Source organism: Terasakiella pusilla DSM 6293 (assembly GCF_000688235.1).
Classification (GTDB): domain Bacteria; phylum Pseudomonadota; class Alphaproteobacteria; order Rhodospirillales; family Terasakiellaceae; genus Terasakiella; species Terasakiella pusilla.
This window is the reverse complement of the sequence record NZ_JHYO01000006.1, coordinates 55,435-81,773: the sequence shown is the minus strand read 5'-3', so window position 1 is coordinate 81,773 and position 26,339 is coordinate 55,435. Positions and strand designations below refer to the sequence as shown.

Annotated in this window: 25 protein-coding genes and 1 pseudogene; 18 read left to right on the top strand and 8 right to left on the bottom strand. The window is 50.6% G+C overall.

All coding sequences use genetic code 11. The features are described from left to right. Nucleotides 1-49: 49 nt before the first annotated feature. The 3 genes from Q397_RS0105555 (at nucleotide 50) to Q397_RS0105545 (ending at nucleotide 3,959) form a co-directional block, all read left to right on the top strand. Nucleotides 50-1,168 carry an NAD(P)/FAD-dependent oxidoreductase gene (locus tag Q397_RS0105555; protein ID WP_028878558.1) on the top strand — a complete coding sequence of 373 codons (1,119 nt, stop codon included), beginning with the start codon at nucleotides 50-52 and terminating at the stop codon, nucleotides 1,166-1,168. 7 nt (nucleotides 1,169-1,175) lie between these two features. After that, the gene (locus Q397_RS0105550) at nucleotides 1,176-2,246 is read left to right on the top strand and encodes a hypothetical protein (RefSeq protein ID WP_028878557.1); all 1,071 of its coding nucleotides are present in this window, start codon (nucleotides 1,176-1,178) and stop codon (nucleotides 2,244-2,246) included. Between the two features lie 75 nt (nucleotides 2,247-2,321). Beyond that, complete coding sequence (locus tag Q397_RS0105545) at nucleotides 2,322-3,959, top strand: acyl-CoA synthetase (protein WP_028878556.1); 1,638 nt, start codon at nucleotides 2,322-2,324, stop codon at nucleotides 3,957-3,959. A 13-nt stretch (nucleotides 3,960-3,972) separates the two neighbouring features. Here Q397_RS0105545 and Q397_RS0105540 read toward each other — a convergent pair whose 3' ends face one another. From Q397_RS0105540 to cobD, 3 genes are all read right to left on the bottom strand, one after another. Further along, the gene (locus Q397_RS0105540) at nucleotides 3,973-4,206 is read right to left on the bottom strand and encodes a hypothetical protein (RefSeq protein WP_038012909.1); all 234 of its coding nucleotides are present in this window, start codon (nucleotides 4,204-4,206) and stop codon (nucleotides 3,973-3,975) included. A gap of 85 nt (nucleotides 4,207-4,291) precedes the next feature. Continuing rightward, nucleotides 4,292-4,495 (bottom strand): hypothetical protein, encoded by a 204-nt coding sequence (locus tag Q397_RS0105535; protein WP_028878554.1) that lies wholly within the window; start codon nucleotides 4,493-4,495, stop codon nucleotides 4,292-4,294. A 63-nt stretch (nucleotides 4,496-4,558) separates the two neighbouring features. Beyond that, complete coding sequence (cobD, locus tag Q397_RS0105530) at nucleotides 4,559-5,563, bottom strand: threonine-phosphate decarboxylase CobD (protein ID WP_051609744.1); 1,005 nt, start codon at nucleotides 5,561-5,563, stop codon at nucleotides 4,559-4,561. Between the two features lie 294 nt (nucleotides 5,564-5,857). On the opposite strand from cobD, the gene Q397_RS21250 reads away from it, so the two are divergent. The 3 genes from Q397_RS21250 (at nucleotide 5,858) to Q397_RS0105515 (ending at nucleotide 8,561) form a co-directional block, all read left to right on the top strand. Next, nucleotides 5,858-6,907, top strand: a complete 1,050-nt coding sequence (locus Q397_RS21250; protein WP_051609743.1) for a Leu/Phe/Val dehydrogenase — start codon at nucleotides 5,858-5,860, stop codon at nucleotides 6,905-6,907. A 188-nt stretch (nucleotides 6,908-7,095) separates the two neighbouring features. Next, nucleotides 7,096-8,136, top strand: a complete 1,041-nt coding sequence (locus Q397_RS0105520; protein ID WP_028878552.1) for a Fe(3+) ABC transporter substrate-binding protein — start codon at nucleotides 7,096-7,098, stop codon at nucleotides 8,134-8,136. A 113-nt stretch (nucleotides 8,137-8,249) separates the two neighbouring features. Beyond that, nucleotides 8,250-8,561 (top strand): PilZ domain-containing protein, encoded by a 312-nt coding sequence (locus tag Q397_RS0105515; protein WP_028878551.1) that lies wholly within the window; start codon nucleotides 8,250-8,252, stop codon nucleotides 8,559-8,561. Here the strand turns inward: Q397_RS0105515 and Q397_RS0105510 are convergent. Next, complete coding sequence (locus Q397_RS0105510; protein ID WP_028878550.1) at nucleotides 8,558-8,992, bottom strand: Lrp/AsnC family transcriptional regulator; 435 nt, start codon at nucleotides 8,990-8,992, stop codon at nucleotides 8,558-8,560. The genes Q397_RS0105515 and Q397_RS0105510 overlap by 4 nt on opposite strands. Before the next feature lie 90 nt (nucleotides 8,993-9,082). Between Q397_RS0105510 and Q397_RS0105505 the strand changes: the two genes are divergently transcribed. The 3 genes from Q397_RS0105505 to Q397_RS0105495 all read left to right on the top strand — a co-directional run bounded on the left by Q397_RS0105505 (nucleotide 9,083) and on the right by Q397_RS0105495 (nucleotide 13,188). Continuing rightward, nucleotides 9,083-10,045, top strand: a complete 963-nt coding sequence (locus Q397_RS0105505; RefSeq protein WP_028878549.1) for a hypothetical protein — start codon at nucleotides 9,083-9,085, stop codon at nucleotides 10,043-10,045. A gap of 87 nt (nucleotides 10,046-10,132) precedes the next feature. Beyond that, complete coding sequence (gene amt, locus Q397_RS0105500; RefSeq protein WP_028878548.1) at nucleotides 10,133-12,028, top strand: ammonium transporter; 1,896 nt, start codon at nucleotides 10,133-10,135, stop codon at nucleotides 12,026-12,028. 44 nt (nucleotides 12,029-12,072) lie between these two features. After that, nucleotides 12,073-13,188 (top strand): THUMP domain-containing class I SAM-dependent RNA methyltransferase, encoded by a 1,116-nt coding sequence (locus Q397_RS0105495; RefSeq protein ID WP_028878547.1) that lies wholly within the window; start codon nucleotides 12,073-12,075, stop codon nucleotides 13,186-13,188. Nucleotides 13,189-13,190: 2 nt separating this feature from the next. Here Q397_RS0105495 and Q397_RS0105490 read toward each other — a convergent pair whose 3' ends face one another. Then, the gene (locus Q397_RS0105490; protein WP_169737976.1) at nucleotides 13,191-14,024 is read right to left on the bottom strand and encodes an amidohydrolase family protein; all 834 of its coding nucleotides are present in this window, start codon (nucleotides 14,022-14,024) and stop codon (nucleotides 13,191-13,193) included. Between the two features lie 141 nt (nucleotides 14,025-14,165). Here Q397_RS0105490 and Q397_RS0105485 point away from each other — a divergent pair, with 141 nt between their 5' ends. From Q397_RS0105485 to Q397_RS21245, 9 genes and pseudogenes are all read left to right on the top strand, one after another. Continuing rightward, a complete protein-coding gene (locus Q397_RS0105485) occupies nucleotides 14,166-14,870 on the top strand; it encodes a GntR family transcriptional regulator (RefSeq protein WP_038012908.1) in 705 nt (234 codons plus the stop codon). A 23-nt stretch (nucleotides 14,871-14,893) separates the two neighbouring features. Beyond that, complete coding sequence (locus tag Q397_RS0105480; RefSeq protein WP_038012907.1) at nucleotides 14,894-15,868, top strand: TRAP transporter substrate-binding protein; 975 nt, start codon at nucleotides 14,894-14,896, stop codon at nucleotides 15,866-15,868. Further along, on the top strand, nucleotides 15,865-16,413 hold the full coding sequence (locus Q397_RS0105475; protein ID WP_051609742.1) for a TRAP transporter small permease: 549 nt from the start codon (nucleotides 15,865-15,867) through the stop codon (nucleotides 16,411-16,413). Before Q397_RS0105480 ends, Q397_RS0105475 begins: the two co-directional genes overlap by 4 nt. After that, the gene (locus tag Q397_RS0105470) at nucleotides 16,410-17,669 is read left to right on the top strand and encodes a TRAP transporter large permease (protein ID WP_028878542.1); all 1,260 of its coding nucleotides are present in this window, start codon (nucleotides 16,410-16,412) and stop codon (nucleotides 17,667-17,669) included. The genes Q397_RS0105475 and Q397_RS0105470 overlap by 4 nt, the downstream gene beginning before the upstream one ends. Nucleotides 17,670-17,788: 119 nt before the next feature. Next, entirely contained in the window at nucleotides 17,789-19,519 is a 1,731-nt protein-coding gene (locus Q397_RS0105465; protein ID WP_205618797.1) for a sensor histidine kinase, read from the top strand. After that, complete coding sequence (locus Q397_RS0105460; protein ID WP_038012906.1) at nucleotides 19,512-20,858, top strand: sigma-54-dependent transcriptional regulator; 1,347 nt, start codon at nucleotides 19,512-19,514, stop codon at nucleotides 20,856-20,858. The genes Q397_RS0105465 and Q397_RS0105460 overlap by 8 nt, the downstream gene beginning before the upstream one ends. A 128-nt stretch (nucleotides 20,859-20,986) precedes the next feature. Continuing rightward, nucleotides 20,987-21,988, top strand: a complete 1,002-nt coding sequence (locus Q397_RS0105455) for a C4-dicarboxylate TRAP transporter substrate-binding protein (RefSeq protein WP_028878539.1) — start codon at nucleotides 20,987-20,989, stop codon at nucleotides 21,986-21,988. A 70-nt stretch (nucleotides 21,989-22,058) separates the two neighbouring features. Beyond that, nucleotides 22,059-22,691 (top strand): TRAP transporter small permease subunit, encoded by a 633-nt coding sequence (locus Q397_RS0105450; RefSeq protein ID WP_028878538.1) that lies wholly within the window; start codon nucleotides 22,059-22,061, stop codon nucleotides 22,689-22,691. Nucleotides 22,692-22,702: 11 nt separating this feature from the next. Beyond that, nucleotides 22,703-24,102: pseudogene (locus Q397_RS21245) on the top strand (TRAP transporter large permease). A gap of 68 nt (nucleotides 24,103-24,170) precedes the next feature. Here the strand turns inward: Q397_RS21245 and Q397_RS0105440 are convergent. From Q397_RS0105440 to Q397_RS0105430, 3 genes are all read right to left on the bottom strand, one after another. Beyond that, nucleotides 24,171-24,608 (bottom strand): DUF1489 family protein, encoded by a 438-nt coding sequence (locus Q397_RS0105440; RefSeq protein WP_028878537.1) that lies wholly within the window; start codon nucleotides 24,606-24,608, stop codon nucleotides 24,171-24,173. Next, nucleotides 24,605-25,288, bottom strand: coding sequence for a DUF445 domain-containing protein (locus tag Q397_RS0105435; protein WP_028878536.1), 684 nt, complete (start codon nucleotides 25,286-25,288; stop codon nucleotides 24,605-24,607). The genes Q397_RS0105440 and Q397_RS0105435 overlap by 4 nt, the downstream gene beginning before the upstream one ends. A 147-nt stretch (nucleotides 25,289-25,435) precedes the next feature. Further along, nucleotides 25,436-26,338 (bottom strand): hydroxymethylglutaryl-CoA lyase, encoded by a 903-nt coding sequence (locus Q397_RS0105430; protein ID WP_028878535.1) that lies wholly within the window; start codon nucleotides 26,336-26,338, stop codon nucleotides 25,436-25,438. Nucleotide 26,339: the final 1 nt, after the last annotated feature.

The window sequence follows — 26,339 nt, the reverse complement described above, 5'->3', positions numbered from 1 at the left end:
TAGTGCGCCTTCACTCACCTAATCAGCAGACTATCGGACAGAGAAGAACATGAGCGAACGCGTTGACGCGATTGTAATCGGTGCTGGTGTCGTCGGCCTAGCCATCGCCAGAAGCCTTGCCCAATCAGGCAAAGAAGTCATCATTATTGAAGCCGACAAAGCCATCGGCATGGGCACCAGCTCGCGCAATAGCGAAGTCATCCACGCAGGCATTTACTACCCAAAAGACAGCCTGAAAGCCAAGCTGTGCGTCCAAGGCAAAGAGATGCTCTATGACTTCTGCGATAGTCACGGCGTGCCTTATAAAAAGCTGGGTAAACTGATCGTTGCGACATCGCCCGATCAACTCGATGCCCTCAAGGCCGTGCAAGTAAAAGCCGCTGAAAATGGGGTGAACGACCTCGTCTGGCTATCAAAAGATGAAGCCCGGAGTCGCGAACCTAATCTGTCTTGCGAAGCTGCCCTTTTATCGCCGTCAACAGGCATCGTTGATACACATGCCTTCATGCTTGCCCTGCAAGGCGACGCGGAAGAACAAGGCGCCATGCTGGCCTTAAACAGCCCCGTCCTGTCGGGTAAGATTGAGGAAAGCGGCATTACCCTAGAAGTCGGCGGCGACATGCCCATGACGATCAGCGCTGATATCGTTGTCAACGCTGCCGGTCTTTATGCCATTGAACTGGCGCGCACCTTGGATGGCTTTGATCAAAAGCTCATTCCCGATGATTATTTCTGTAAGGGGAACTACTTCTCCCTTGGGACCAAAGCCCCCTTTTCTCACCTGATCTATCCGGTGCCGGAAAAAGCCGGGCTTGGCGTCCACCTGACCTTGGATATGGGCGGGCAGGCCCGCTTTGGCCCTGATGTGGAATGGCTGGACGATGGCAAAGATATTGACTATGCGGTTGACCCCAAACGCGGCGAGATCTTTTATGAGGCCATTCGCCGCTATTGGCCTGCCCTGAAAGACGGTGATCTGCATGCGGATTATTCCGGTGTGCGCCCCAAAATTCAGGCCCCCGGTGAAGAAGCGCGTGATTTCATGATCCAAGGACCCAAGGACCATGGTATTTTAGGGTTTGTAAACTTGTTTGGGATAGAATCGCCGGGACTAACCTCTAGTCTGGCGATTGCCCAAGAGGTCATGGAGCAACTGGAAGCGAAATAGATTTGTGATGTTGAAAAGAAAACTCGTTGGATTTTGTAGCGCCCTCATTCTCGGCTTGTCAGTCTCAAGCCCGATTGCGGATGCCCAGACCACCTCGCAAGGCAAACCGCTGATGTTTGACGAGAATGGCAATCAACTTTATCAAGATGTCTCCCCCTTCATAGATTACGCCGAAGAAATGCGCACACTTGTGCAGAACATCGCCAAGTATGGACGCAAGTTTAAACCGGATTTTCTCGTCTTGGTGCGTGATGCCAAGGGGCTGATGACACAAATCGTTGATGTGGATTTGTTGGTCTCAGCCCCCAGCTCCGTCTATTTGCGTTCATTAGATGGATTGGTAGAAAGTGGCTTATCCTATGGCCGTGTTGAAATTGGTCAGCGCACGACGGAAAAAGAACAAAAAAAGACGTTAGAAGAATTAAAGATCGCGCGTGATGTAGGGCTTAAAATCTTTACCGTGGATTATGCTCAAAAACCCAAAGATATTGATACGGCCATCCGTTTTTCCTTAAAAAACAAATTCATCCCCTATGTGGCACCGGACAAAGGGATTTTTAACAACCGTCTACCCAACTGGCCACGTCGCCCGATCAACGAAAATTCACATACGGTCAGCAATATCAATCTGATCAAAAACTTTGCCCTCATCGAAGATTCTTCACGTATGGGCAGCCGTGAAGAATATGCGATGAAAATGCACAACACCAATTACGATATGATCGCCACACCGGTTTTCCATCTTCGCTCCCAGACCTTGGGGCCGGATAATGTGCGCACCATGCAGTATAAAAAGCTCGGCTCACGCCGCCCTGTGTTAGCAATCATGGATATTGGGGCTGCCTATCGCGGCGCTTACTACTGGAAAGACGACTGGAGCCAAGGCAACCCGTCTTTTATCCTAAACCCGTCTGAAACCACTTCTGACAAACATATGGTGCAATATTGGAACCCCGGTTGGCACCAGATCATGTATGGCAACAACATGTCCTATCTCTATGGCATCATTCGCGAAGGCTATGACGGAATTGTCCTTGATGGCGTCAATGTCTATGAAGCCTTTTTAAACCCCGAATAATGTCCCCTACGCAGTAATTGCGATTGCCATTCTGTTCCCTCCCCCTACAATCACTAAAAAGTGGGAGGCAGAACAATGCTAAAACAAAGTGATAACTACGACGACATCTTCACGTCCTTTTCGTGGGATGTACCAGAAAATTTTAATATGGGCGTATCGGTCTGCGATGTTCATGCCGACAAAACGCCAACAAAAACAGCCCTGATCGTTGAACAGGCACACGGCGATATCCAGCGCTATAGCTTTGAAGACGTCAAACGCTTCACCAACAAGCTGGCAAACCTGTTTAACCGCATAGGCCTCCAGCGCGAAGATCGCGTCGGTGTGCTGCTTACCCAGTCGCTGGAAACCGCCGCAACTCATGTCGCGGCTTGGAAAGCTGGCTTTATCTCCATCCCGCTTTTTACCCTCTTTCGGGAAGAAGCGTTGGAATTCCGCCTACAAAATAGCGCGGCCCGCGTACTTGTCACCGATAAAGAGAATTATCAAAAAATCAAACCGCTGCGTGACAAACTGCCCGCACTGGAATTTGTCTTTCTCGTTGACGGTGCCGATGACGGCGCCATCAGCCTCTATCAGGAACTGGACGGGATCAGCGAAGAGTTCACCCCCGTCAATACCAAAGCCGAAGATCGCGCCCTGATCATCTACACCTCCGGCACCACAGGCAACCCCAAAGGCGCCTTACACGCCCACCGCACGATTCTAGGGCATATCCCTTGCGTGCAAATGTCCCACGAATTTGCCCCCCAAGAAAATGACCTGTTCTGGACACCCGCAGAATGGGCATGGATTGGCGGTTTGATGAACATCTTGATGGGGGCATGGTATCTTGGCATCCCCGTTCTGGCCTATCGGGCCCGTAAGTTTGACCCGGAAGCCGCGCTGGATTTGATGGCGCGCCACAAAGTACGCAATATCTTTATGCCGCCAACCGCCCTTAAAATCATGCGACAGGTCGATAATATCGCTGATCGGTTTGACCTGTCTTTACGCACCGTCACCGTTGCGGGCGAACCTATGGGCGAAGAACTCCTTGATTGGGGGCGCAAAGCCTTTGGCCTGACTCTCAATGAATATTACGGTCAAACCGAATGTAACATCGTGGTCTCCAACTGCGCCAAAATCATGCCAGTCAAACCCGGTTCTATGGGACGGCCTGTGCCCGGACATGACATCCGCATCATTGATGAAAATGCGGCTGAAGTCCCACGGGGTGAGATCGGTGACATTGCGGTACGCGAAGGTGATCCGGTTCAGCTGCTGGAATATTGGGATAACCCGGAAGCCACAAAAAAGAAGTATCGCGACGGCTGGCTGATCATGGGCGATCAAGGCTATATGGATGAAGAGGGCTATATCTTCTTTGTCGGGCGTGATGATGATCTTATCACCTCCGCCGGATATCGCATCGGCCCGTCAGAGATTGAAGATTGCCTGACCAAACACGAAGCCGTGGCGCTGGCGGCTGTCATCGGCGTGCCGGACCCTATACGTACAGAAGCCATCAAAGCCTTTATCACCTTGCGCGATGGCTTTGATGGCACCCCTGAACTTAAAACCCAGCTTCGTGATTTCGTTAAAAACAAACTCTCTCCCCACGAATATCCAAGGCATATCGAGTTTGTTGATCAACTTCCCCTGACCGCAACCGGCAAAATCCGTCGGAAAAATTTACGCGATCATGAAATTGAAAAAATGAAGCAGGATTAACGCAGCACGTCGATCAACTTTTTTCTGAAATCGACTCGAGAATGAAGCCCCGTTCTGCCGGATAACGTTCGGCAACCATGGAACGGGCTTCTTCTTCCGTATCTGCGATAATATTCTGATAATGTACATCTGCCCACTGGTCACCATAATCAAGATGGCTGTCGTTCTCTTTCACGCAGCTACGGACCTCTTGATTATAAATACCAACTTCAAATGTTTTCTGATTTCCTGTTGCGACGGCAAACATACCGCTCACTCCCTAGTCGTGTTGTACTAAAGGTTGATGGTAGTACCAATTCATTAAGAAAGGCTTAGCCTGTCACACATCCGCCTTACGCTGGTGAAATACCTTTAATGATAAACCCTTTGTCTTTCGGGTATTTGCTCAGAATACGACGACGTGCATCCATTTCGTCACGCGCAGAAACTTCGACATACCGTGTATCCGCCCATTCATCACTATACTGTGTCGATTCACCAGCTTGAACCGCTTGTTTAACAAGCTCGTTATATATTTCGACTTCAAAGAGAGCCATTGTAGTACCTCAAGATTTTAACGCCTGATTATCTAAATCAAACAATCTAAACTGTAAGTGACTTTAATCACACCTAAGTGTTTTTAACGAATTTTCAAGACGAATCCATTCACTCTCATTGCCCGGAAGGCCAACCCGCAGGTGGTCGGGCAACTCTGCAAATGGACGCACGAGTATCCCGTGACGTCCCAGCGCCTGATAGATTTCCTGAGCCTGCATCGATCGACAAAATCTAAAAAGAGATGTTCCCCCTTCGACGTGCAATCCCGCAGCGCTCAATACTCCGTCCAGGCGCTGTGCCTGCTCTAACAAATGTGATTGCGTCTGTCCAATCCATTTATCATCCAAAAAAGCCTGACGCCCGATTTCCAAGGCAGGACCATTCACCGCCCAAGGGCCGATCCCTTCTTTCAGACGGTCCGCCAAAGGCCCCTGTGCGAGGACAAATCCCAACCGAATCCCCGCCAACCCAAAAAACTTACCAAATGACCGCAGGATCAACAGCCCCGGCTTGCCCGCATGGGCAGAAATATCGGCCTGTTGCGTACAATCACTAAAGGCACCATCGACAATCAACAAGCCACCTTTGGCAAACATACGCGCCGCCAAAGCCGCCAGCGCCGCCCCGTCATAAATGGCCCCGGTTGGGTTATTGGGATTAACCACAATAATAATGTCAGCCTGCGCTTCGGCCTCTTCCAAGGTCTTAACACCCGCCACGTCATGTCCGGCAAGCGCCCAGCAATGGGCATGCTCCTTGTAGGTTGGCTCCAAGATGCGAACCTTGCTTGGCTTAACAAACAAATGGGGCAAAATCTGCAAGAGTGTCTGTGTCCCCGATACCGGAATGACACAGCTTTCATCCCCAACCCCATAATAGTGAGCTGCCGCCTTTTTAAGCGCGACCACCAAATCATGATCGGGCAGACGCCCCCAAACGTCGTTAGACAAAGTCGGTACCGGATAAGGATTCGGGTTAATGCCCGTCGATAAATCCAGCCACCCGTCCTTCGGTTGACCGAATTTCTCTGTTGCACCCGCTAAATTGCCACCGTGAAAGACCGACAAGGCCCAAACTCCGTGTAATAATATTTCGTGATAAAGGTCATTTTAAGCAATGGGTAACACGCCTTAAAAAATGCCTCAAGCCCCAGTTGGCACGAAACGTAATAAAATTACAAATGAAACTGTTCTTGTGAGTGAAATAAAAAAACAACTCGCCTTTACAGCAACTTTCAGAACGTTTATTGCATTGCAAAATATTACCTTAAAAACAAGGGATTAGCTCACTTTTTAGCTTGTAATCATCACGAAAATTCACAGATAAATAGGACGACAACATCCATATAACAGGAGAGGATTATGTCTGTCTTTGAAGCAGCCGATTTTGATAACCACGAAAATGTGGTTTTGGGTCATGATGAACAAACCGGCTTGAAATGCATTATCGGGATTCACAACACCAACCGTGGCCCTGCGCTTGGTGGTTCGCGTTTCTGGAACTACAACAACGAGCAGGAAGCCATCACCGACGTTCTGCGCCTCTCCAAAGGGATGACTTATAAAGCAGCCATCACCGGACTGGACCTTGGTGGCGGTAAATCCGTCATCTTGGGTGATCCCAAAAAAATCAAAACACCCGATTTGATGCGCGCCTTTGGTCGTGTCATTGAACGATTGAACGGCGCTTACATCACCGCCGAAGACGTGGGGACGACCGTTCAGGATATGGACTATATCCGCGAAAGCACCGAACATGTGCGCGGCAAATCCACCGGAACCGGCAACCCGTCCCCTGTGACAGCTTACGGCACTTTCCTCGGTTTAAAAGCCGCCGTTAAGCACAAACTGAAAACGGACGACCTGACAGGCCTGCGCGTTATGGTGCAGGGGGTCGGCAACGTTGGCTACTATCTCTGCAAAGACCTGCATGAGGCAGGGGCGCACCTGTTTGTCAGCGACATTAACCAAGACAGTCTCAAGCGCACCGTCGAAGAATTTGGCGCAACCGTCGTCGGGCTGGATGAGGTTTATGCCCAAGAGGTCGATATCTACGCGCCTTGCGCTTTGGGTGCCACCATCAATGACAAAACACTGGACCAGTTAAAAGTCCAGATTGTCTCCGGCGCAGCCAACAACCAGCTTGCCGAAGCCCGTCACGGACAGGCTCTGAAAGATCTGGGCATTCTCTATGCTCCTGATTACGTCATCAATGCTGGCGGTCTGGTTAATGTTGCCAGCGAAACCGATGACTATGATCCTGCGGTGGTCAAAGCCAAAGTCGAAGGCATCTATGATACTTTGCTGGAAATTTTTACGCGCGCAGAAAAAGAAAACAAGCCAACATCCATCATCGCCGATGTTATGGCCGAAGAACGTTTCATGCACCCGATCCATGCAGCAGCTGAATAACCTTAAATCAAATTCTACCCACTGGAAAAACCGTTCCCATTTCGGGAGCGGTTTTTTTATGCGTTTTTAGATCGATTCAAAAGGTGATAACTATTCTTATTTTCACTTGCAACTCCGTACCAATTCAGATATCAAAGTTTTGACACGTCGATTATCGACAAACGCCAAATTGGAAATAGGTCTGATCCATGCATACAAAAATGTTTCGTAAAAGCTTCCTTTCCCTTCTCGCAGGTGCCTGCGCGCTGACAGGTCTGTCTGCTGCCACTGCGTCCGCGGAAGAAGTAAATGTTTACTCCTACCGTCAGGAAATTCTGATCCGCCCGTTGCTGGATCGTTTTACGGCGCAAACCGGCATTGACGTAAACCTCGTCAACGGTAAAGCAGATGTTCTACTGGAACGTTTGAAAAGCGAAGGCATGAACAGCCCTGCCGACATCCTATTGACTGCGGATGTGGGTCGTCTGATCCGCGCGCAAAAAGCAGACGTCCTTCAGCCTGTTTCTTCTGACACTCTGTCATCCTTGATCCCGACAAAATACCGTGACCCGGAAGGCAACTGGTTTGGCCTGTCCCTGCGTTCACGCGTTATCTTTGCAGCAAAGGATCGAGTTAAAGAAGGCGAGATCAAGACATACGAAGACCTGACCGATCCGAAATGGAAAGGCCGTATCTGCATCCGTTCTTCCACCAACGTGTACAACCAGTCCCTGCTTGGCGCCATGATTGCGCATAAAGGCGCAGAAGAAGCTGCTAAATGGGCAGAAGGCATCGTTGCAAACCTCGCCCGTAAACCACAGGGCGGCGACCGCGACCAGATCAAAGCTGTTGCATCCGGTCAATGCGATGTGGCCATCGGTAACACCTACTACCTCGGCAAAATGCTGGCCGGTAGCGACGAGAAACAAAAAGAAGCCGCTTCTAAAGTATTTGTCGTCTGGCCGAACCAGGATGGTCGCGGCTCTCACGTCAACATCTCCGGCGCGGGTGTCACCAAATCTGCAAAACATAAAGAAGCTGCAATTAAGTTGATTGAGTTCCTCGCTTCTGATGAAGCACAAAAAGTCTACACGGAAGAAGTTTTCGAATATCCGCTGCGCGACGGGATCGAAGTTTCCGAAACAGTGGCCTCTTGGGGTAAATTCAAAGCTGATGATATCGAACTTGCAAAAATCGCCGAACATCAGGCAGAAGCTGTTCGCATCTTCGACAAGGCTGGCTGGCGCTAAGCCCCCTGCCCTTTACTAAAAGACAAAACCCCGTATCGCAGGATGCGGGGTTTTCTTTTTGGTCGCCCCTGTCTTTATAATACGTTAGTATTAAAAAAAGTCGGGAGGTTCAGATGTTTCACGCCACACAAATAGAACAACGAAAAAGCAAGCGCCATACCATCAATGTCCCGGTTGACCTTCTCTATGAAAACAAGCGCTATCCCGCGCAGGTGATGGATATTTCCGCGGGCGGGGCCAAGGTCGTGTTTGAACGCAAAACCTTGCCCGAACACTGCGCTATCACCATCGACCTCCCCTTTTTAAATCAGCTGCCTGCCACTGTTGTATGGGTCAATGGCAAACACTGCGGCATTAAATTTAAAGACGAACAAAATCGCGTAAACGAGTTTCTCTATAATCTTGCGACCTACGGCACAGATTAATCCTTAATACGTTTCATCACAAAGCTGGTTCGAAAGCGGATCACATTTTTGTCGTTATTAAACAGACGTTCACAGACCTGCTCATACTCTTGCATATCAACTAAGCTGAGAAACAAAAGCGCATCACTTTCCCCCGTGATCCCATAAGCTTTTGTCACCGAAATTTCATTCTTCACCCGTTCATTAAACGGAGCTGATGAACTTGTGCCATGACGATCAAAATCCACTTCAACGATGGCCTGCAAATTCCTGCCCAGCACCTTCTCATCAATGATCGCCACAGTCTTTTTGATGACACCCTGACTTTTTAATTTCTGGACACGACGCAGGCAGCTGCTCGGCGATAGATAAACTTTATCCGCCAGCGCCGCATTGGTAATATCCGCGTCTTCTTTCAGAAAGTTCAGTATTTTATAATCAATCTTGTCCATGCAATATTATTGCATAAAAGAACAATATTTGACCACATATTCTTTTCAATCTGATTTATGGTCCTTTCAACATCAATAAGGATTCCCCCCATGAACAGACTCTATAACTGGATCAAAAAACCCGTCCTCGATACCATCACCCTTTATTGGGAACTGCTGAAAGTCATGGTGCCGATTATGATCGTCGTGCGCTTGGGGGTCGAGTTTGGTTTAATCGAACATGTCAGCCTGATCTTCACGCCTTTTATGGATATGGTCGGCCTGCCGCCAGAAGCCGGAATCATCTGGACCACCGCCATGCTGGTCAACATCTACGCCGGCATGGTCACGTTGGTTGCCTTGCTGCCAGAAGCCCCGATGAACGTTGCGCAAATCACCGTTCTTGGCTCCATGATCCTGATTGCACATAGCCTGCCCATTGAACAACGTATCGTCCAGAAAGCGGGGCCGGGCCTTATCGCAACCACCTTACTACGCATAGTGGGGGCATTGGTCTATGGCGCGATCCTGCATCAGATTTATACCGCCTTTAACATGCTACAGGAAAATGCCACCATCGACTGGTTGCCCAGTACCGATGCCAATGCCGGCTGGTTGCAGTGGACCCAAGATAGCGTGATTTCCCTATTCTCTATCTTCTGGATCATCCTGATCCTTATTCTCGCGCTCAAGATTTTGGAGCTACTGAAAGTCACGGATCTTATCTCAAAGGCCCTCTCCCCGATTCTGGGCTTAATGGGAATTTCAGACAAAGCGATCCCGGTTACCATGATCGGCGTTATGCTGGGCTTGGGCTATGGCGGCGCACTCATCCTAAGAGAAGCCCGCGAGGGAAAAATGTCACCACAAGATATTTTCCTCTCTCTCAGTTTTATGTGCCTGTTCCACAGTATGATCGAAGACACCCTCTTAATCTTTGCCTTGGGTGCTGATTTAAGTGGCATTCTACTGGGGCGTTTCCTGTTTGCTTTTGCTGTTCTGTTCGTTCTAGGCCAGATGGTAAAACGCTTGCCGGATCAAGTCTTTAATCGCCTATTATTTAGGCAGGCTTGACCCTTTTTTGTGCAGCGCACAAACAGCTTTACACAACCAGAAATCCCTGCTTAGAATAATTTAAAGTTCTTAAGTAAGAGGATTAGAATGGATACGGAACTGCTCTCCCCCCATGTGGCCTGGGTCTTGATCGCCGCCTTTTTGGTGGCGGTCATGCAGGCGGGGTTCACCTGTCTTGAAAGCGGTTTTGTACGGGCAAAAAATTCAATCCATGTGGCGGTCAAAAACCTCATGGATTTTTGCATTTCCAGCCTCCTCTTTACCTTGTTCGGCTTCGGCATCATGTTCGGCCCGTCCTACGGTGGGATCATTGGCCTCCCCACACTTGCAACTTACGAAAACCTCTCCCCCCACGACATTAGCTTTTTCATCTTTCAAATTATGTTCTGCGGGACGGCTGCGACCATCATTTCAGGGGCCGTCTCTGAACGGATGCGCTTTGTCGGCTATATCTTTGTTACAGTTGTCATTGCAGGCCTCATCTACCCGATCGTCGGGCATTGGGTCTGGAACGGCGCACACATCGGACAGGCCAACGGCTGGCTGGGCAAACTTGGATTTGTCGATTTTGCAGGGTCTACGGTCGTGCATGGTGTCGGCGGATGGATCGCCCTATCCGCAATCCTTGTAATCGGGCCACGTATTGGCCGATTTGGGGAACATGGACACCGTATTGAAGGGCATAATCTGCCCATGGCCGTCCTTGGCGTATTTCTTCTTCTGTTCGGTTTTTTCGGGTTCAACGGCGGGTCCACACTTGCCATCAACAACCATGTGCCGCTCATTATCGCCAATACTGCCCTTGCTGGCGCCCTTGGCGGCTTGGGTGGTATTTCGTTCAGCTGGCTTGTCAACAAGCATCCAACCGTTGAAGGTATTGTCAACGGTACCGTATCCGGCCTTGTTGCAAGCTGTGCAGGCGCCCACTTAATCGGGTCCATTGACGCCATGATCATCGGCTTTATCGCAGGTGTCCTCGCCCTTTGGGGGATGATGGGACTGGAGAAATGGGAAATCGATGATGTCATCGGTGCCGTCCCTGCCCACCTATTTGCAGGTGCGTGGGGAACTGTCGCCGTTGCCCTGTTTGTCGCACCAGACCAACTACCGACCGGAAACACATGGTCACAATTGGGCGTGCAGCTTCTTGGGGTCGGCGTAATCGGTCTTTTCTCCATGCCAAGCAGTTATTTGATCTTTCGACTTGCCGATAAATTTATCCCGTTCCGGGTCACACCAGAAGCAGAACGCCTCGGACTCAACATTGCGGAACATAACGCGTCCTCTTCCCTCTTGGATCTCATCTCCCAAATGGACTTTCAGGCACGGACAGGCAAGTTTGATCGCAATGTTGAGGTGGAACCGGAAACCGAAGCCTCTGAGATTGCGACCTTCTACAATGCCGTTCTCCACAAGGTCCGCACGGAAACCCATCGCCGACAAGAAGCGATGAACCAGCTCACCAAGCTTGCCAGCACCGATGCTTTGACCGGCCTGCCCAATCGCCGCAGCTTTTTTGACAATGTGCATCGCGCGCTTTCGGCTTCCCAACGTAACCTGCGCCAAGGAGCGATTCTGTTTATGGATTTGGACGGGTTTAAAGCCGTCAATGACCGTATGGGTCATGAAGCAGGTGATGCCTTGCTCAAAATGGTTGCCCATCGCCTAAGTGATGTGGTGCGCGACAATGACCTGCCCGCCCGCCTTGGCGGTGACGAGTTTGCCTTGCTGGTAAACGAACTCGAAAGTCTTGAAGGTTTAAAAATATTGGCGAACCGACTAATCGAAACTCTCTGCGACCGCTTTGAGTTACCGCAGGGCAATGCAGACATCGGTGCCTCCATCGGGATTGCCGTCTTCGGAGGCACAAAAGCCATGAAAGAACAACCCGAAGAGGTCATCCACCGCGCCGATGAAGCCATGTATAAAGCCAAACTGGCTGGCAAAGGGACATGGCGCTTAAACGAAGCCCCCGTTGCCTGATTATTGCTATCGACCTTTCCATGCAATCGGGATACATATGCCCCATGAAACCTGAAACTGATCTAGAAATTTTCCTCGTCTGCGCCCCCGGCTTTGAACAGGTCTTGCGTGCGGAGACAATCGAGAAAGGCTTTAAAAAGCCCAAAGCCAGCCACGGCGGCGTCACCATATGGGGCGGCTGGTCCGTTGCGTGGCGTGCCAACCTTGACCTGCGCGGGGCCAGTAAAGTGCTCGTGCGCTTAGGCATCTTCAAAGTCACCCATTTGTCCCAACTGGAAAAACGCGCAAGCGAACTCCCATGGTCAGAGTTGCTGAATGATCAGGTATCTGTGCGCCTAGAGGCAAGCTGCACAAAATCCAAAATTTACCATCAAAAAGCCGCCGCAGAACGGATCGGCAGGGCAATCACTCGTGCCGCGGGCTGTCGTCTGGATGACGAGGGCGATATCACCATCAAAGCCCGTCTGTTTGAAGACCGTTGCACCATCAGCATTGATATATCGGGCGATGGCCTTCACAAACGCGGGCATAAAGAAGCGTTGAACAAAGCCCCCCTACGCGAAACCCTCGCCGCCCTGATCCTGCGCCAATGTGGCTATGACGGCACAGAACCTGTCCTTGACCCCATGTGCGGGTCCGGCACATTTGTTTTGGAAGCCGCCGACATCGCCACCTGCCAAAAGCCGGGGCGCAGCCGCAGCTTTGCCTTTGAAAAGCTCATGAATTTTGATCCCGAACTCTGGGAAAAAATGAAGTCTAAGGACACCCGTATATCGCCGGCTGCACACTTCTACGGATTTGATCGTGATAAAGGCGCGATTGAACGCAGCCAAGCAAATGCGCAGCGCGCAAACCTTGGCGATCAATGTACCTTCACCCACGCACCGATTAGTACCCTCAAAAGACCCGATGGTCCTGCAGGCCTTGTCATCATCAACCCGCCATATGGTGTGCGCCTTGGGGATGTAAAAAAACTAAGCGCGCTCTATAAATCCCTCGGGACGGTTTTGATGCGTGAATTTAGTGGTTGGCGGGTCGGCATTGTCACCAATACGGACAAACTCGCAAAAGCAACCGGACTTCCCTTTGTGGAAAATCCGACGCGTTTCGACCATGGGGGCATCAAGGTCAGCCTGTATCAGACCGACCCCTTAGCCTAAAATCAGAGAAGTTTTTGGGGGAAGCGGGCGAACCCTTCCCCCAACCATACTTTGCCCCAACGCACACAGTCGCTGTAGGATTGCCCTGTGTCGTTGCGTGTCCACGGCCAGTCACTGCCCCAAAGTAAGTTATCGCGGCCCAACAATTCCACCAGTTGGCCAGCGTAAGCGGTGCATTTTTCCGCACTTTCGTCAAAGCTATCTTGAGAGAAGACACGATAGGCACCGGACAGTTTGACAAAAATATCGGTGAACTTCTCCAACGCCAAAAGCTGTTGCAAATTCTCGGACAACTGTTCTGGTGATGTTGGCAAACTGAAATGATCCACCACCAGATTACCGGCAAAGGGGACCATTTGTGCAAACTCAGGCAGACGGGCCGCTTCAATATAGACTTCCAGATGCCAGTTCAGCTCCAGAAAGGCCGCCAAAAACGACTGCCATAGAGGTTGCGAAAACTCTGGCAAAGGACGTTCTACCAAGTTCAAGCGCACGCCGATCACCCCTTGAGCCTTCATAGCGCGCATTTCATCCATGCTGATATCCGGATCAACGACAACCACCCCATAAAAGGTTGGTGCACCTTGCGTTTCTTTCGCCTTTGTCATCACATCCAGCATGTAGGAATTGTCCGTTCCAAAGAAACTTGGTTGGACCAACAACGCCCCGTCTAATGCGCTGTCTTTGAGATAGGAAAAATAGGTTTCCGGCACCGCCTCTTCTTTGGGGGAATACAAACGGTCCCCCTTCATCGGCACATCATGGGTATAGACATGCGCATGGGCATCCAAATTTAAAATCTTGTCTTTCTTATCATCCTGAATCTTAACGTTCATTTTCCTATCCAACGTTGTGCTGACCAAAAATGCCAAGAAACGCTCTTGACTCATATACTCTTATATAAGACTATAAGACTAACAAATCAAGGAGGTTTAACGTTGAATGTGAAAAACATAAACATTCCCGGTGACGATAGAATGCCAAGATATCTGCGCCTTGCAGAAGTCTTGAAGGCTGAAATCATCGACAAGAAATGGCACCCCGGCGATCGCATCCCCTCAGAAAGCGAGTTAGCGAAGCTGTATAATGTTGCGCACGGCACCACCCGTCAGGCCATCACCCATCTGGTGGACCAAGGATTGCTGGAACGTAAACATGGCGCTGGCACCTTTGTGCGCAAAGCCTCCTTTGATTCGTCACTCTTTCGCTTTTTCAGATTTACAGGCAAAGGGGGCCAGCAGCGTATCCCCGAAAGCCGTATCCTCAAGCGTGAAATCGTGCCCGCCTGCACTGAAGTTGCAAACGCCCTCAAGATCGACGAAGGCACGCCCGTTATCGCCATGTCCCGTCTGCGTCTCATTGATAACGAGCCTGTCTTGGCAGAAGAAATTTTCTTGGATGCCACCCGCTTCAAAGGCTTTGAAACCAAGCCTGAGAGTGAGATCGGGCCTTTGCTCTATCCCATCTATGACACGGAATATGATCAAGTCATTGCGCGCGCAACCGAAGAACTATCCGTCGAAATAGCCGATGCCGCCTATGAGCGCATCTTGCGTGTGGTCCCCAACACGCCCGTCATTGTGATCGAACGCGTGGCCCTAGGATATGACGACCTGCCGATTGAATGGCGTCGCTCCAGAGGACGAGCAGATCGCTTTAAATATCAAGTAAATATTACATAAAACCCACAGGGAGCCTAAAACCTATGTTAAAAAAAATCACCCTCGCAACCTTACTTGCGACTTCTACTTTCTTCAGCGCAACGGTTGCAGAGGCAGAACCACGTGAAGTGCGTATTGCAAGCCATGTATCGGCGCTGTCGCCGCTGCACCAACAATCCACTATGTTTGCTGAAGAAATCGAAAAACGTCTACCCGGCCAATTTGAATTTAAACTTTACCCGGGCGGCCAATTGGGCAAAGAAAAAGCACTGGTCACAAACGTTAAAGCCGGTTCCATCGAAATGATCAACGTCGCCTCCGGCGTGATGAAACTCGACAAAAAGCTCGGCCTGTTTGACTTGCCGTGGCTATTTACCGACCGCGAACATGTTCAACGCGCCATGTCCGGCCCGTTGGGTCAACAAGTAAAAGCCCACGTTGAAGAAAAAGCGAACGTCGTTGTTTTGGGTATCTACGAAAACGGCTTCCGCCATGTGCTCAACAAAGTCCGCGCAGTTTCAAACCCAGAAGATTTTAAAGGGTTGAAAATCCGTGTTTCCGGCGGTAAATTCCGCCAAAACGTCTTCCAACATATGGGCGCAACACCGCAGAAAGTCGCGTGGACAGAAACATTCACCGCCCTGCAAACAGGCGTAGTTGATGGGGCGGAAGCGGCGACATATGGCTTCTATGAACAAAAACAGTATGAAGCTGCAAAATTCCTCAGCCTGACCAGCCACGTTTACACACCTAGCTTCCTGATTTCTTCCACTGCTTTCTGGAACTCTTTAACGGATGAGCAGAAAAAAGTTTTTGCTGAAGTCGGTCAAGAAATCACCCAGAAAGCCTATGATGGCGCAGCCGAACTGGAAGCAAAATACTTTCAGGACATGAAGCAGTTTGTTGAAATCAACGATGTAGACCTGAACGCTTTCCAAGAAGCGACACGTTCTTCTTATGATGATTACATCAAAAGTCAGGGCGACGACTGGCTGAAGCTGGTTGAAGACGTAAAATGAAAACCGCAATCTGGCTCATAGATCAGACTGTAAAGGCTGTGGCCGCCCTGACATTGGCGGCCTCAACCCTTATGATCCTCGTCAATGTGTTCAATCGCTACGTTGTTCTGGGCTGGCTGCGTGACGCGGGGACCACATCAGACATCTTCCAAAGCATCTTTGACTTTGCCGATGGCATATTGGCACCGTTTAGTGCCACTGCCGACGAAGTACCGGGCTTGCTTTTGGTCTGGATTTCCTTTTTGGGGGCTTACCTAGCCTATCGAAAAGGCGGCCATATCGCGTTTGAACTGATTGTTGAACATTTGCCGGCTAACGTTGGCAAAGCCGTCACCGCGCTGACAGACCTCAGCATCATCACCTTTTTGGCGCTCCTCTTTTATCAATCCGTTCGCATGATCATCATTGATGGCAGCACGGAGATTGAAACAGCAGAAATCGCGCAAGGCTGGTTCATGGCGATCCTGCCCATTGCGTCCGTTCTACTCATTTTCGCGCTCATCCTCGACATTTTGGGCCGTACATCACAGGAGGAAACAGAATGATCTGGGTTGTACTCGGCCTACTGTTCGGCTTGATCTTTTTGGGTTTCCCTGTTGGTTTTGCCCTGATGATCTCTGCGGCTATCGCCATGGCTATTCAGGGGATCGACCTGATCATGGTGCCTATTCAAATGTTTTCCGGCACCAACTCTGTCGTTCTTCTGGCGATCCCGTTCTTCATCCTGATGGGGGAATTGATGGGGGCAACCTCCATCTCTGAAAGGATCATCAACCTGGCCTCCGCCCTTGTCGGCTGGATCAGAGGCGGGCTGAGCCACGTCAACGTCGTGACCTCCATGTTCATGGCGGAAATGTCCGGCTCTGCCGTTGCGGACGCTGCGGTGATGAGCAAGATTTTCGTCCCTAACATGGAAAAAAAGGGCTACCCGAAAACCTTTGCTGCCGCCATCACAGCAACCAGCGCCACACTGGGGATCATTATCCCGCCATCCATCCCGATGGTACTTTATGGGGTGACGACAAACACCTCGATTAAAGACCTGTTCCTTGCCGGGATTGTACCGGGCATTTTGCTGGGTGGGGCTTTTATGGTCACCAGCTATATATTCGCACGTAAGGAAGGCCATCCGGTCGATCAAAAATTTGATGTGCCGCGTCTTGGTCACGCCCTAAAAGGCGCTGCTATTCCCTTGCTGATCCCGATCGTGGTTGTTGGCGGCTTGTTGGCTGGTCTGGTAACCCCGACAGAAGCGGCAGCCGTTGGCGCACTCGCGGCCTTTGTCTTTGGTGTGATCTTACAAAGAGACCTCAGCGCAAAGAAAGTTTATGGCCTGTTTTCCACAACGGTTCGTCAAACTTCTGTTGTTATGATGATCATCGCCGGATCTGCCGTCCTTGGACAGTTTCTCGCAAACGAACAAATCCCACAAAAAGTGGCAACTGGCCTGCTTAGCATTTCAGATGATCCGATTATCCTGACCTTGCTGATCAACCTGTTCCTTCTCTTTCTCGGGATGTTTTTGCATGCGTCAGCCGCCATTATCGTGGTTGTACCGATCCTGCTGCCGATTGCGACACAGATCGGAATTGATCCGATACACTTTGGCGTCATCGTTTGTTTGAACCTTGGGATCGGACAACAAACACCGCCTGTAGCCTCGGTTCTGCTGACCGTCTGCTCAACAACAGGGCTGCGGATTGACCACGTTATGCGATACTGCAAATGGTTTATCCTTGCGATGTTTGTGACCTTGATGATCGTTACCTTCATCCCCCAAACTGCCCTTTGGCCGCAATAATCCACTCCCCCCAAGACACCCGCTTCAAACAAGAAGCGGGTGTTTTATTTTGAAACTTTGTGCAGTTGCGCTAAAAAGAAGCAGTTTTCTGTTTTTGGCTCACGCAAGGTTTTGAACAAGTGTTACCTTCACGCACCTTTTTGCTGCTCATTTTCGTCATCTGCGGCGGATGTACGGCACTTTACCTTGCCTTCTTCTCCTACTATAAAGCAGAAGAACTTCAGGCTGCAAAAGGTCGCCTTGCGCTTTATAAAAGTACGCTGGAAAGTGAGATCGAACGGATTTCCTACTTCCCCTATGTGCTGTCCAAAGATGCGCATGTGATTGCAGGGACCCTGCGTAAAGACCGTCATTCCCTGAACCTGCGCTTAAAAGACTTCGCCGAACGTTCCCAACTGGATGCCATCTATCTCATGGATGTGACAGGCCTCACGCTCGCCAGTTCAAACTATGATCAGGAAAATTCCTACGTCGGCAGCAATTACAGTTTCCGCCCCTATTACCAGCAGGCGATGCAAGGACAAATGGGGGAGTTTTATGGCATCGGGGTCACCACCTCCCTGCCCGGCCTGTTCATCTCCGCCCCCGTCTATGCCCCCAACGGTACCATTGCCGGGGTCATTGCCATGAAGCTTAACTTAGGTAGATTGGAAGAAGCCTGGATGAAGGCAGGCGAGAGTGTTTTGCTCAGCAATGAAGACGGCATTGTCCTGCTGTCATCCAACCCCGACTGGCGATATAAGGTGCTGTTTGACCTTTCAGCGGAGCGCCGTTCAGAAATCAAGGCCATGCGTCAGTTTGACAAGACCCCCTTGGTCAAACTCAACTGGTCCAACACAAACGAATATCAAGCAACCGTCAACAATGTACCCTACCTGCTGGTCACACAAGACATGCCGACGCGCAACTGGACCCTCTACTTCTTTGCCAATGAACGTTCCATTCAGGTGCGCACGTGGTCCATGTTAATTACATTGATTGTGATCATCAGCCTGTTATTTGCGGCGTGGCAATTCAAGAAGACCCGGCGCATCGGTGCAGCCTTGCGGGAATCGCAAGCAGATTCTGCGGACCTGCGCGAAGCCAACCGCTTGCTCGCCATTGAGATTGAAGATCGCAAACATGCCGAACGCCGCCTACAACGCACACAGGATGAACTGGCACGTACCAGCCGCCTTGCCGCCCTTGGGCAACTTTCCGTCTCCGTCACCCATGAGCTGGGCCAGCCCATTGCGGCGATGAAAAATTATTTAACAGCAGCCGAAATCTCCCAGCAACCGCCAAAAGTGACGTTAATCAGCCAGATGTCCGGCCTTGTGGCGCGTATGGAAAATATAACAAGGCAGCTACGCTTTTTCTCCCGTCCCGGCTCAAAGGAGTTTGAAGCCGTTAATCTTCAGGATGTCTTGAAAGGCAGCGAAGAACTGCTGATCCCGAACCTGACTGCAGGGCGCATTCAATATGGCTTCCACCTTCCCGATCATCCGGTGATCGTTCGAGGTAACAAATTACGTCTGGAACAAGTCCTGACAAACCTGATGCGCAATGCCGTGGATGCCATGCTGGATGAGGAAGAACGCTTGTTACAAGTCACGATCTCACACACAAAAACCCACGGGATCGTGCGCATCACCGATACCGGCTCCGGTATTGGTCAATCCACCATCCGTGATCTGGAAGAGCCATTTTATACCACGCGCGCGTCCGGTGAAGGCATGGGACTGGGGCTTGCCATCTCCACAGAAATCGTCAAAGAACATGGCGGCATGATCCATGCCGAAAACAGGGAGCCCAAAGGGGCTATCTTTATCATTGAAATCCCGTTAGAGGAAGAAACTGAAAATGCCTGATAGTCTTGCCAAAAACAAAATCGTTGTGATCGATGATGACCGCGAAATGCGCGACTCCCTCTCTCACCTGCTGGAAGCCGCAGACTGGCATGTGGACCTTTTCTCCCGCGCAGAAGCTGCCCTTGAACAACTCGACGTCCTGCAACCTCATGTCGTCCTGAGCGATGTACGCATGCCCGGCATGGATGGGATGGAACTGCTGGACCATGTCACCCAACCGTCTTCCCCACCCGTTGTCCTCATCACCGCCCACGGTGATATCCCTATGGCCGTCGAAGCCATCCAGAAAGGGGCTTACGGCTTTATTGAAAAGCCATTTGAGCCGCGCCGCCTGTTAATGGTGTTAAAACACGCTGCCGACCAGCACCGCATGAGCGCGGATACCGAACGCTTAAAAGCCCGCCTTGCCCGACTGTCCGGTCTGGACCGTGTCTTGATCGGTCAAAGTGAGGTGCTGACAGCCTTGCGCGAAGAGATCCTGAACCTGATTGATACAAACGCACCCGTCATGATTTTAGGGGAAACCGGCACAGGCAAGGAACTTGTCGCCCACGCCCTGCATGATCTGAGCGCACGTGCAAACGGACCTTTCAAGGCCGTCAATTGCGCAACCATCCCGCCCGATCATTTTGAAACCACCATGTTTGGCGAGATCAATCAACAGCGCGGGCTTTTAGATCAAGCCGATGGCGGCACCCTGTTTCTGGATGAAATCGGCACCTGTCCTCTGCAAATCCAAGCCAAACTATTACGCATGATAGAAACCCAGGAATATACCCCCGTCGGCTCTGATCGCACCATTCCGGTGGATATCCGCATCCTTTCGGCCTCCAACGAAGATTTAAGGACGGCCGTGCAGGAAAACAGTTTCCGCGCAGATTTGCTCTATCGCCTCAATACGCTGGTCGTAAACCTGCCGACCTTGCGCGAACGGAAAAACGATATCGTCATGCTGTTTTCCCACTTCATGGAAGAGTATGCGCAGGTCTATGAAGTCGATGCCCCAGAACTGACAACAGAAGACATGAGCGCCTTAATGGGACATGAATGGCCCGGCAACGTGCGCGAGTTACGCCATGTGGCAGAAAGACGGATTCTATCCTCCAGATGTGGGCGCGGCACTGTTGGGGAAGCCATCTATCCGACCCAATCCATCCCGCAGGAAGTCCCGGATACTCTGCGCGAAGCCGTTGCCGCCTTTGAGCGTGAAATCATCGCAAAGGCCATTAAAAACCATGAAGGCCGTATGGATGCCGTGGCAAAAACACTGGGAATTGGCAGAAGAACCTTGAATGACAAAATTGTCAAATTAGGTTTAGATAAAAGTGCTATTCTATAAGCACGCGGATTTCCGCACACACGAAGGATAACAGCGCGCGGTTTTCTTCATAGGCTGCAAATTGTATTTCTGTATCTTACGTGGAAGACATCTTAAAGGATGTTTTTAATTAATCAGGGAGTTTAATTATGAAATCACTTTTCGGTAAAGTTGCTTGTACAGCACTGGCATTGACATTTGCGGGTGAAGCGCTTGCAACAGACTGGAACGTATCCGTGTGGGGCAAACGCCGCGCATTTACAGAACACGTTGAAAAACTAGCTGAACTGGTAGAACAGAAATCCGGCGGTTCTTTCAAACTGAACATTTCCTACGGCGGCCTGTCCAAAAACAAAGAGAACCTTGACGGTATCTCCATTGGCGCGTTTGAAATGGCACAATTCTGCGCGGGTTACCACCGCGACAAAAACCCGTCACTGACAGTGGCTGAACTGCCGTTCCTCGGCGTTTCCACACTGCAACAGGAACGTGAACTGTCCCAAGAACTTTACAAGCACCCGGCTGTTGTAAAAGACCTTGCACGCTGGAACGCAACGTTGTTGATGCCGTCTCCGATGCCGCAATATAACGTTGTGGGTGTGGGCGAAACACCAAAAGAACTATCTGGCTTTAAAGGTATGTCTGTTCGTGCAACAGGTGGCATCGGTGAAGCGATGAAAGCTCTTGGCGCCATCCCGACATCCATGTCTGCAACAGAAGTCCGTCAAGCGATGGATAGCGGCGTTGTAACCGGCGTTACTTTTGCACAACACGCACACATGGCTTTCGGTACACTTGAAAACGCCAAATGGTGGACAAGCAACCTGAACCCGGGCACCATTAACTGCCCAATCGTTGTCAACACAGACGCCCTGAACAGCCTGTCTGACAAAGAAAAAGAAATCCTGTTGGGTTCTGTTGAAGAATCGCTTGATCACTACATCAACAACTATGAAAACAAAACCATGAAAAAATGGGGCCCGGAACTTGAAACCCGTGGCATTGAGACGATCACATACTCCGACGAAGCAATCGCTGATTTGAAAAAAGCAGTTGCGGGTCCGGCAGCACAACAATGGATCGAAGAAAACAAGGCAAAAGGTCTTCCTGCGCAAGAACTCTATGATTTCTTCACAGGCATGATCAAGTAACACGCCCTTGTCACAAAAAAGAGGATGCCTGGCTTAACCATCAGGCATCCTTTTTAGTAGGAGTATAACAATGGCAGGATCAGCAAACGTCCTTACCGACGACAGCCTTTTGAGCCGCATTGACCAAAAACTGAATTCCTTCGGTCAATTTCTCGCCCTCATTAGCGGATTGGCTGTATTTTCCCTTATGATTCTCGCAGTCCTCTCAGTTGGGGGACGCAACTTTTTTGACCACCCGCTACCCGGTTATATTGACTGGATCGAACAAGCCATGCCGCTCATCGCATTTATGGGGGTATCATACACCCAGCGTAACGGCGGCCACATCCGTATGGATATGCTTGTCGGCAGATTAAGCGGGCGCACACTTTATTTTGTCGAATTAATCACCACGCTCGCTATTCTTTTTTTAATGGTTCTCATCGTTTGGGGCAGTTGGGCACACTTTGAGCGCAGCTTCGATTTTGGTTCCCCTCTCTGGAGCCGTGACAGTTCCATGGATATCAGCCTTCCTTTGTGGCCGGCAAAACTTCTTGCACCTATTGCTTTCTCTGTTTTATGTCTGCAACTGTTGGTGCAAATCTGGGGCTATATTGCCGCCCTGATCTCCGGTACAGACCAACCTATCGCTGTGCCCTTGATTGAAGATGTTGCCGCACAAGCGGCCCATGAAGCCGAACATGTCACCGGTCACGATAGTTAAGGAATAAGTTAATGGAACCTATTGATATTGGAATGATCGTCTCTGGGGGGATGCTGCTTCTCGTCGTTTTGGGAATGCGCGTCGCCTTTGCAGCCGGTCTTGCTGGCATGGTTGGCCTGATCTGGATTTTCTGGGCCAAGAAAGGGTACGACCCTGAAGCCTTTTTCTGGGCAATGACCATCTCTGCAAAAATTGCGGGGCAAGTTCCCCACTCTAAAGTCGCAAGTCAGGCTCTATCCCTGATCCCGACCTTTATCCTGATCGGCTATCTTGCTTATTACGCAGGCCTTACCAAAGCCCTGTTTGACGCGGCCAAGAAATGGATTGCCTGGGTGCCGGGTGGTCTTGCCGTTTCCACCGTCTTTGCAACAGCTGGTTTTGCTGCTGTATCCGGTGCCTCATCGCAACGTCGGCTGTCTTCGCCCGTATTGCGATCCCTGAGATGTTAAAGATTGGCTACAACAAACAGTTTGCCGCTGGTGTTGTCGCGGCTGGGGGGACATTGGCGTCCCTGATCCCGCCGTCTGCGATCTTGGTTATTTACGCCATTATCGTTGAACAAGATGTCGGTAAACTGCTGCTTGCTGGCTTTATCCCCGGTATTTTCTCTGCATTGGTTTATGGTGCCCTGATCATTGGTATGGCGCTGACGTTTAAAAACTTCGGCCCTCCGGTTTCCGGCTTTAGCTGGAAAGACCGCTTTAAAGCCTTGCCGCCTGCCCTGCCGATTTTCTTCGTTGTCTTCATCATCGTTGTCTTTATCTACAACCCGTTTGGTGGCGAAGCATGGGGGACACCGACAGAAGGTGGTGCATTGGGTGCCTTTGTGGTCTTCTGTATGGCCGCTTACAAAGGCATGCGTTGGGCTGAGTTTAAGGATGCCCTTCTGGAAACAGCGAAACTATCCGTCATGATCTTTACGATCATCTGGGGGGTTTTGATTTACGTTCGCTTCCTTGGGTTTGCCGATCTGCCGGGCTTCTTCGCTGACTGGGTAACGTCGCTTGAACAAGACCCGATGTTGACCCTCATCTTTATCTTGCTCGCCTATGCCGTCCTTGGGATGTTCATGGATGCGATCGGCATGCTGTTGCTGACCCTGCCAGTGGTTTACCCTGCTGTCATGGCCCTTAACGGTGGTGAAGCGGTTTCTGCCGCCGACAGTGCCTTTGGTATGTCCGGCCCGATGTGTGCGGTCTGGTTTGGTATCTTGGTTGTGAAGATGGCTGAGTTCTGTCTGATCACCCCGCCGATTGGTCTCAACTGCTTTGTTGTTGCCGGTGTGCGTGATGACCTGACGGTTCAAGACGTTTTCCGCGGCGTAACACCCTTCTTTATCGCTGATGCGGTCACGATTGCGCTGTTAATCGCCTTCCCGTGGATCGTACTTTGGCTGCCAAGTCTGGCCTAAGCCGAGAAACGGATACGAAAAAGAAAAAGGACGGAGAGTTCAAACTTTCCGTCCTTTTTTTATGTTGATTATAAAAGCCCGAGATCGCGCAATTCCGATTGCATCTCTTCAGGCAGGTCATCCCCCTTTACGGCATTTTCATCCAGATCAGGCGGGGCATCCTTTTCCTCAAAATAGCGCCAGCCCTGAAACGGCTTTTGTGCACGAGGTTCCACCTTGATCAAGCCGGGCTTTAACTGGATCAGGCAAAACTTACGCCCTTCCTCATCCACGCCATTTTCAAAGCCAATAATTTCCTGACGGCAACGAAACTGGCCTTTAATCACCCAGTACATACAGCCGCCGTCCAGCACTTCGTCTTTTCGTTTTGGGGTGTTGCGGGTGTAGGCATAAAGCACCGCCGGGCCACCACTGGCTTTGGCTTGGGCCAAACGATGGGCGTGGACCTCTTCCAGATGTTCCACGCTTTCAATACCGACACAAAGTTTTCTTAGATGTACCGTCATACCAGACCTACCAGCAGGCCGATCAGACCGCCAAAGACACCGCCCCAGACAACCAGCCAGCCCAGATGCTGACGGATCATATCCTGGACGATTTCTTTCACATTTTGCGGGGTCAGCTCATCGAGACGACGATCAATAATCTCTTCAATTTTGGCAATCAGGACAGAGGTATAATCGGCCTCGCCTTTTTCTTTGACTTGTTCCGCCGCCAGTTCGGTGACAATGCCTTGCAGTTTTTGTGTGACAGGTTCGCGCAAAGGTTCCAGCACCTTTTTACCGCCGACCATAGACAACATACCGCCCAGACTGGACTCTTCAATCGCATCGCGCAAGCCGTCAAAGACACGGTCGAAATCGACTTTATCGGCAATATTACCGCCCATGCCTTGGGTCTGTTCCATGAAGAAGCGTTCAATATGTTCGCGGGAAAAAAATTCCTGCACGATCAACTGTTTGATCCCTGCCTTAAATTCTTCAAAACGATTGGGCACCACGCCGGAGCCATATAAAAACGGTACTTTCTCAAACAACATATGGATGGCTAACCAGTTGGTCACGGCACCGGATAAGGCGAAGACGCCTACCATCATGATCAATTCCCCATAATGGTTTTCTGGCAGCACATAACCAACCACCGTCACGACAGCGGCAACTAAGTTTGTCAAAAACGACTTATTCATTTTTCCCTCTAAATTGGGCTGAACTTTGCTAAACAATCCTGTGTAGGTATATAGCTTGCCCCGATATTGCAAGTCTTTCAAAAGAAAACGGACCGGCAAGCCAAGCTGTGCCGATCCGTCTTTCATCGTTCGTCAAAAAGCGTGTGACTAACAAGCCACCGCCATCGCAAGGGAAACTTTAGACGCGGGCGCACGCCCCAAGACGTTGCTGATAAAGCGGCCCGCCTCACACAGCTTGTCCAGATCGACGCCAGTATCAATCCCAAGACCGTTTAGCATATAGACCACATCTTCAGTTGCCACGTTGCCCGATGCACCTTTGGCATAGGGACAGCCACCAAGACCTGCAACAGACGAGTCAACCGTTGCCACGCCCATTTCAAGGGCAGCATAGATATTGGCAAGTGCCTGACCATAAGTGTCGTGAAAGTGCACCGCCAGCTTCTCCATCGGGACTTTTGCCGATACTGCTGCCAACATGTCTTTCACCTTACCCGGTGTACCGACACCGACCGTGTCCCCAAGGGAGATTTCATAACAGCCCATCTCATAGAGCTTTGCCGAAACGTCCGCGACTTTCTCAGGCGCGATCTCACCTTCATAGGGGCATCCAACCACGCAGGAGACATAACCGCGCACCAAAACGCCCAGCTCTTTCGCCGCTTCCACAACCGGGCGGAAACGCTCAAGGCTTTCTTCAATGGTGCAGTTAATGTTTTTCTGAGAGAAACTTTCAGAGGCCGCCCCGAAAATCGCAACTTCTTTCGCACCGACAGCCATCGCCCCTTCAAACCCTTTCAGGTTAGGGGTCAGGACCGGATAGGACACGCCGTCTTTACGGGTAATTTTTTCCATAATTTCGGCACTATCCGCCATTTGCGGCACCCATTTGGGCGATACAAAACTGCCAGCTTCCACCACTGGCAGACCTGCCTCTGCCAGACGATGGATCAGTTCAATTTTCGCCTCTGTCGGGACAATTTCCTTTTCGTTTTGGAGGCCGTCGCGCGGCCCCACATCAACGATTTTTACTTTCTTCGGGATCGACATT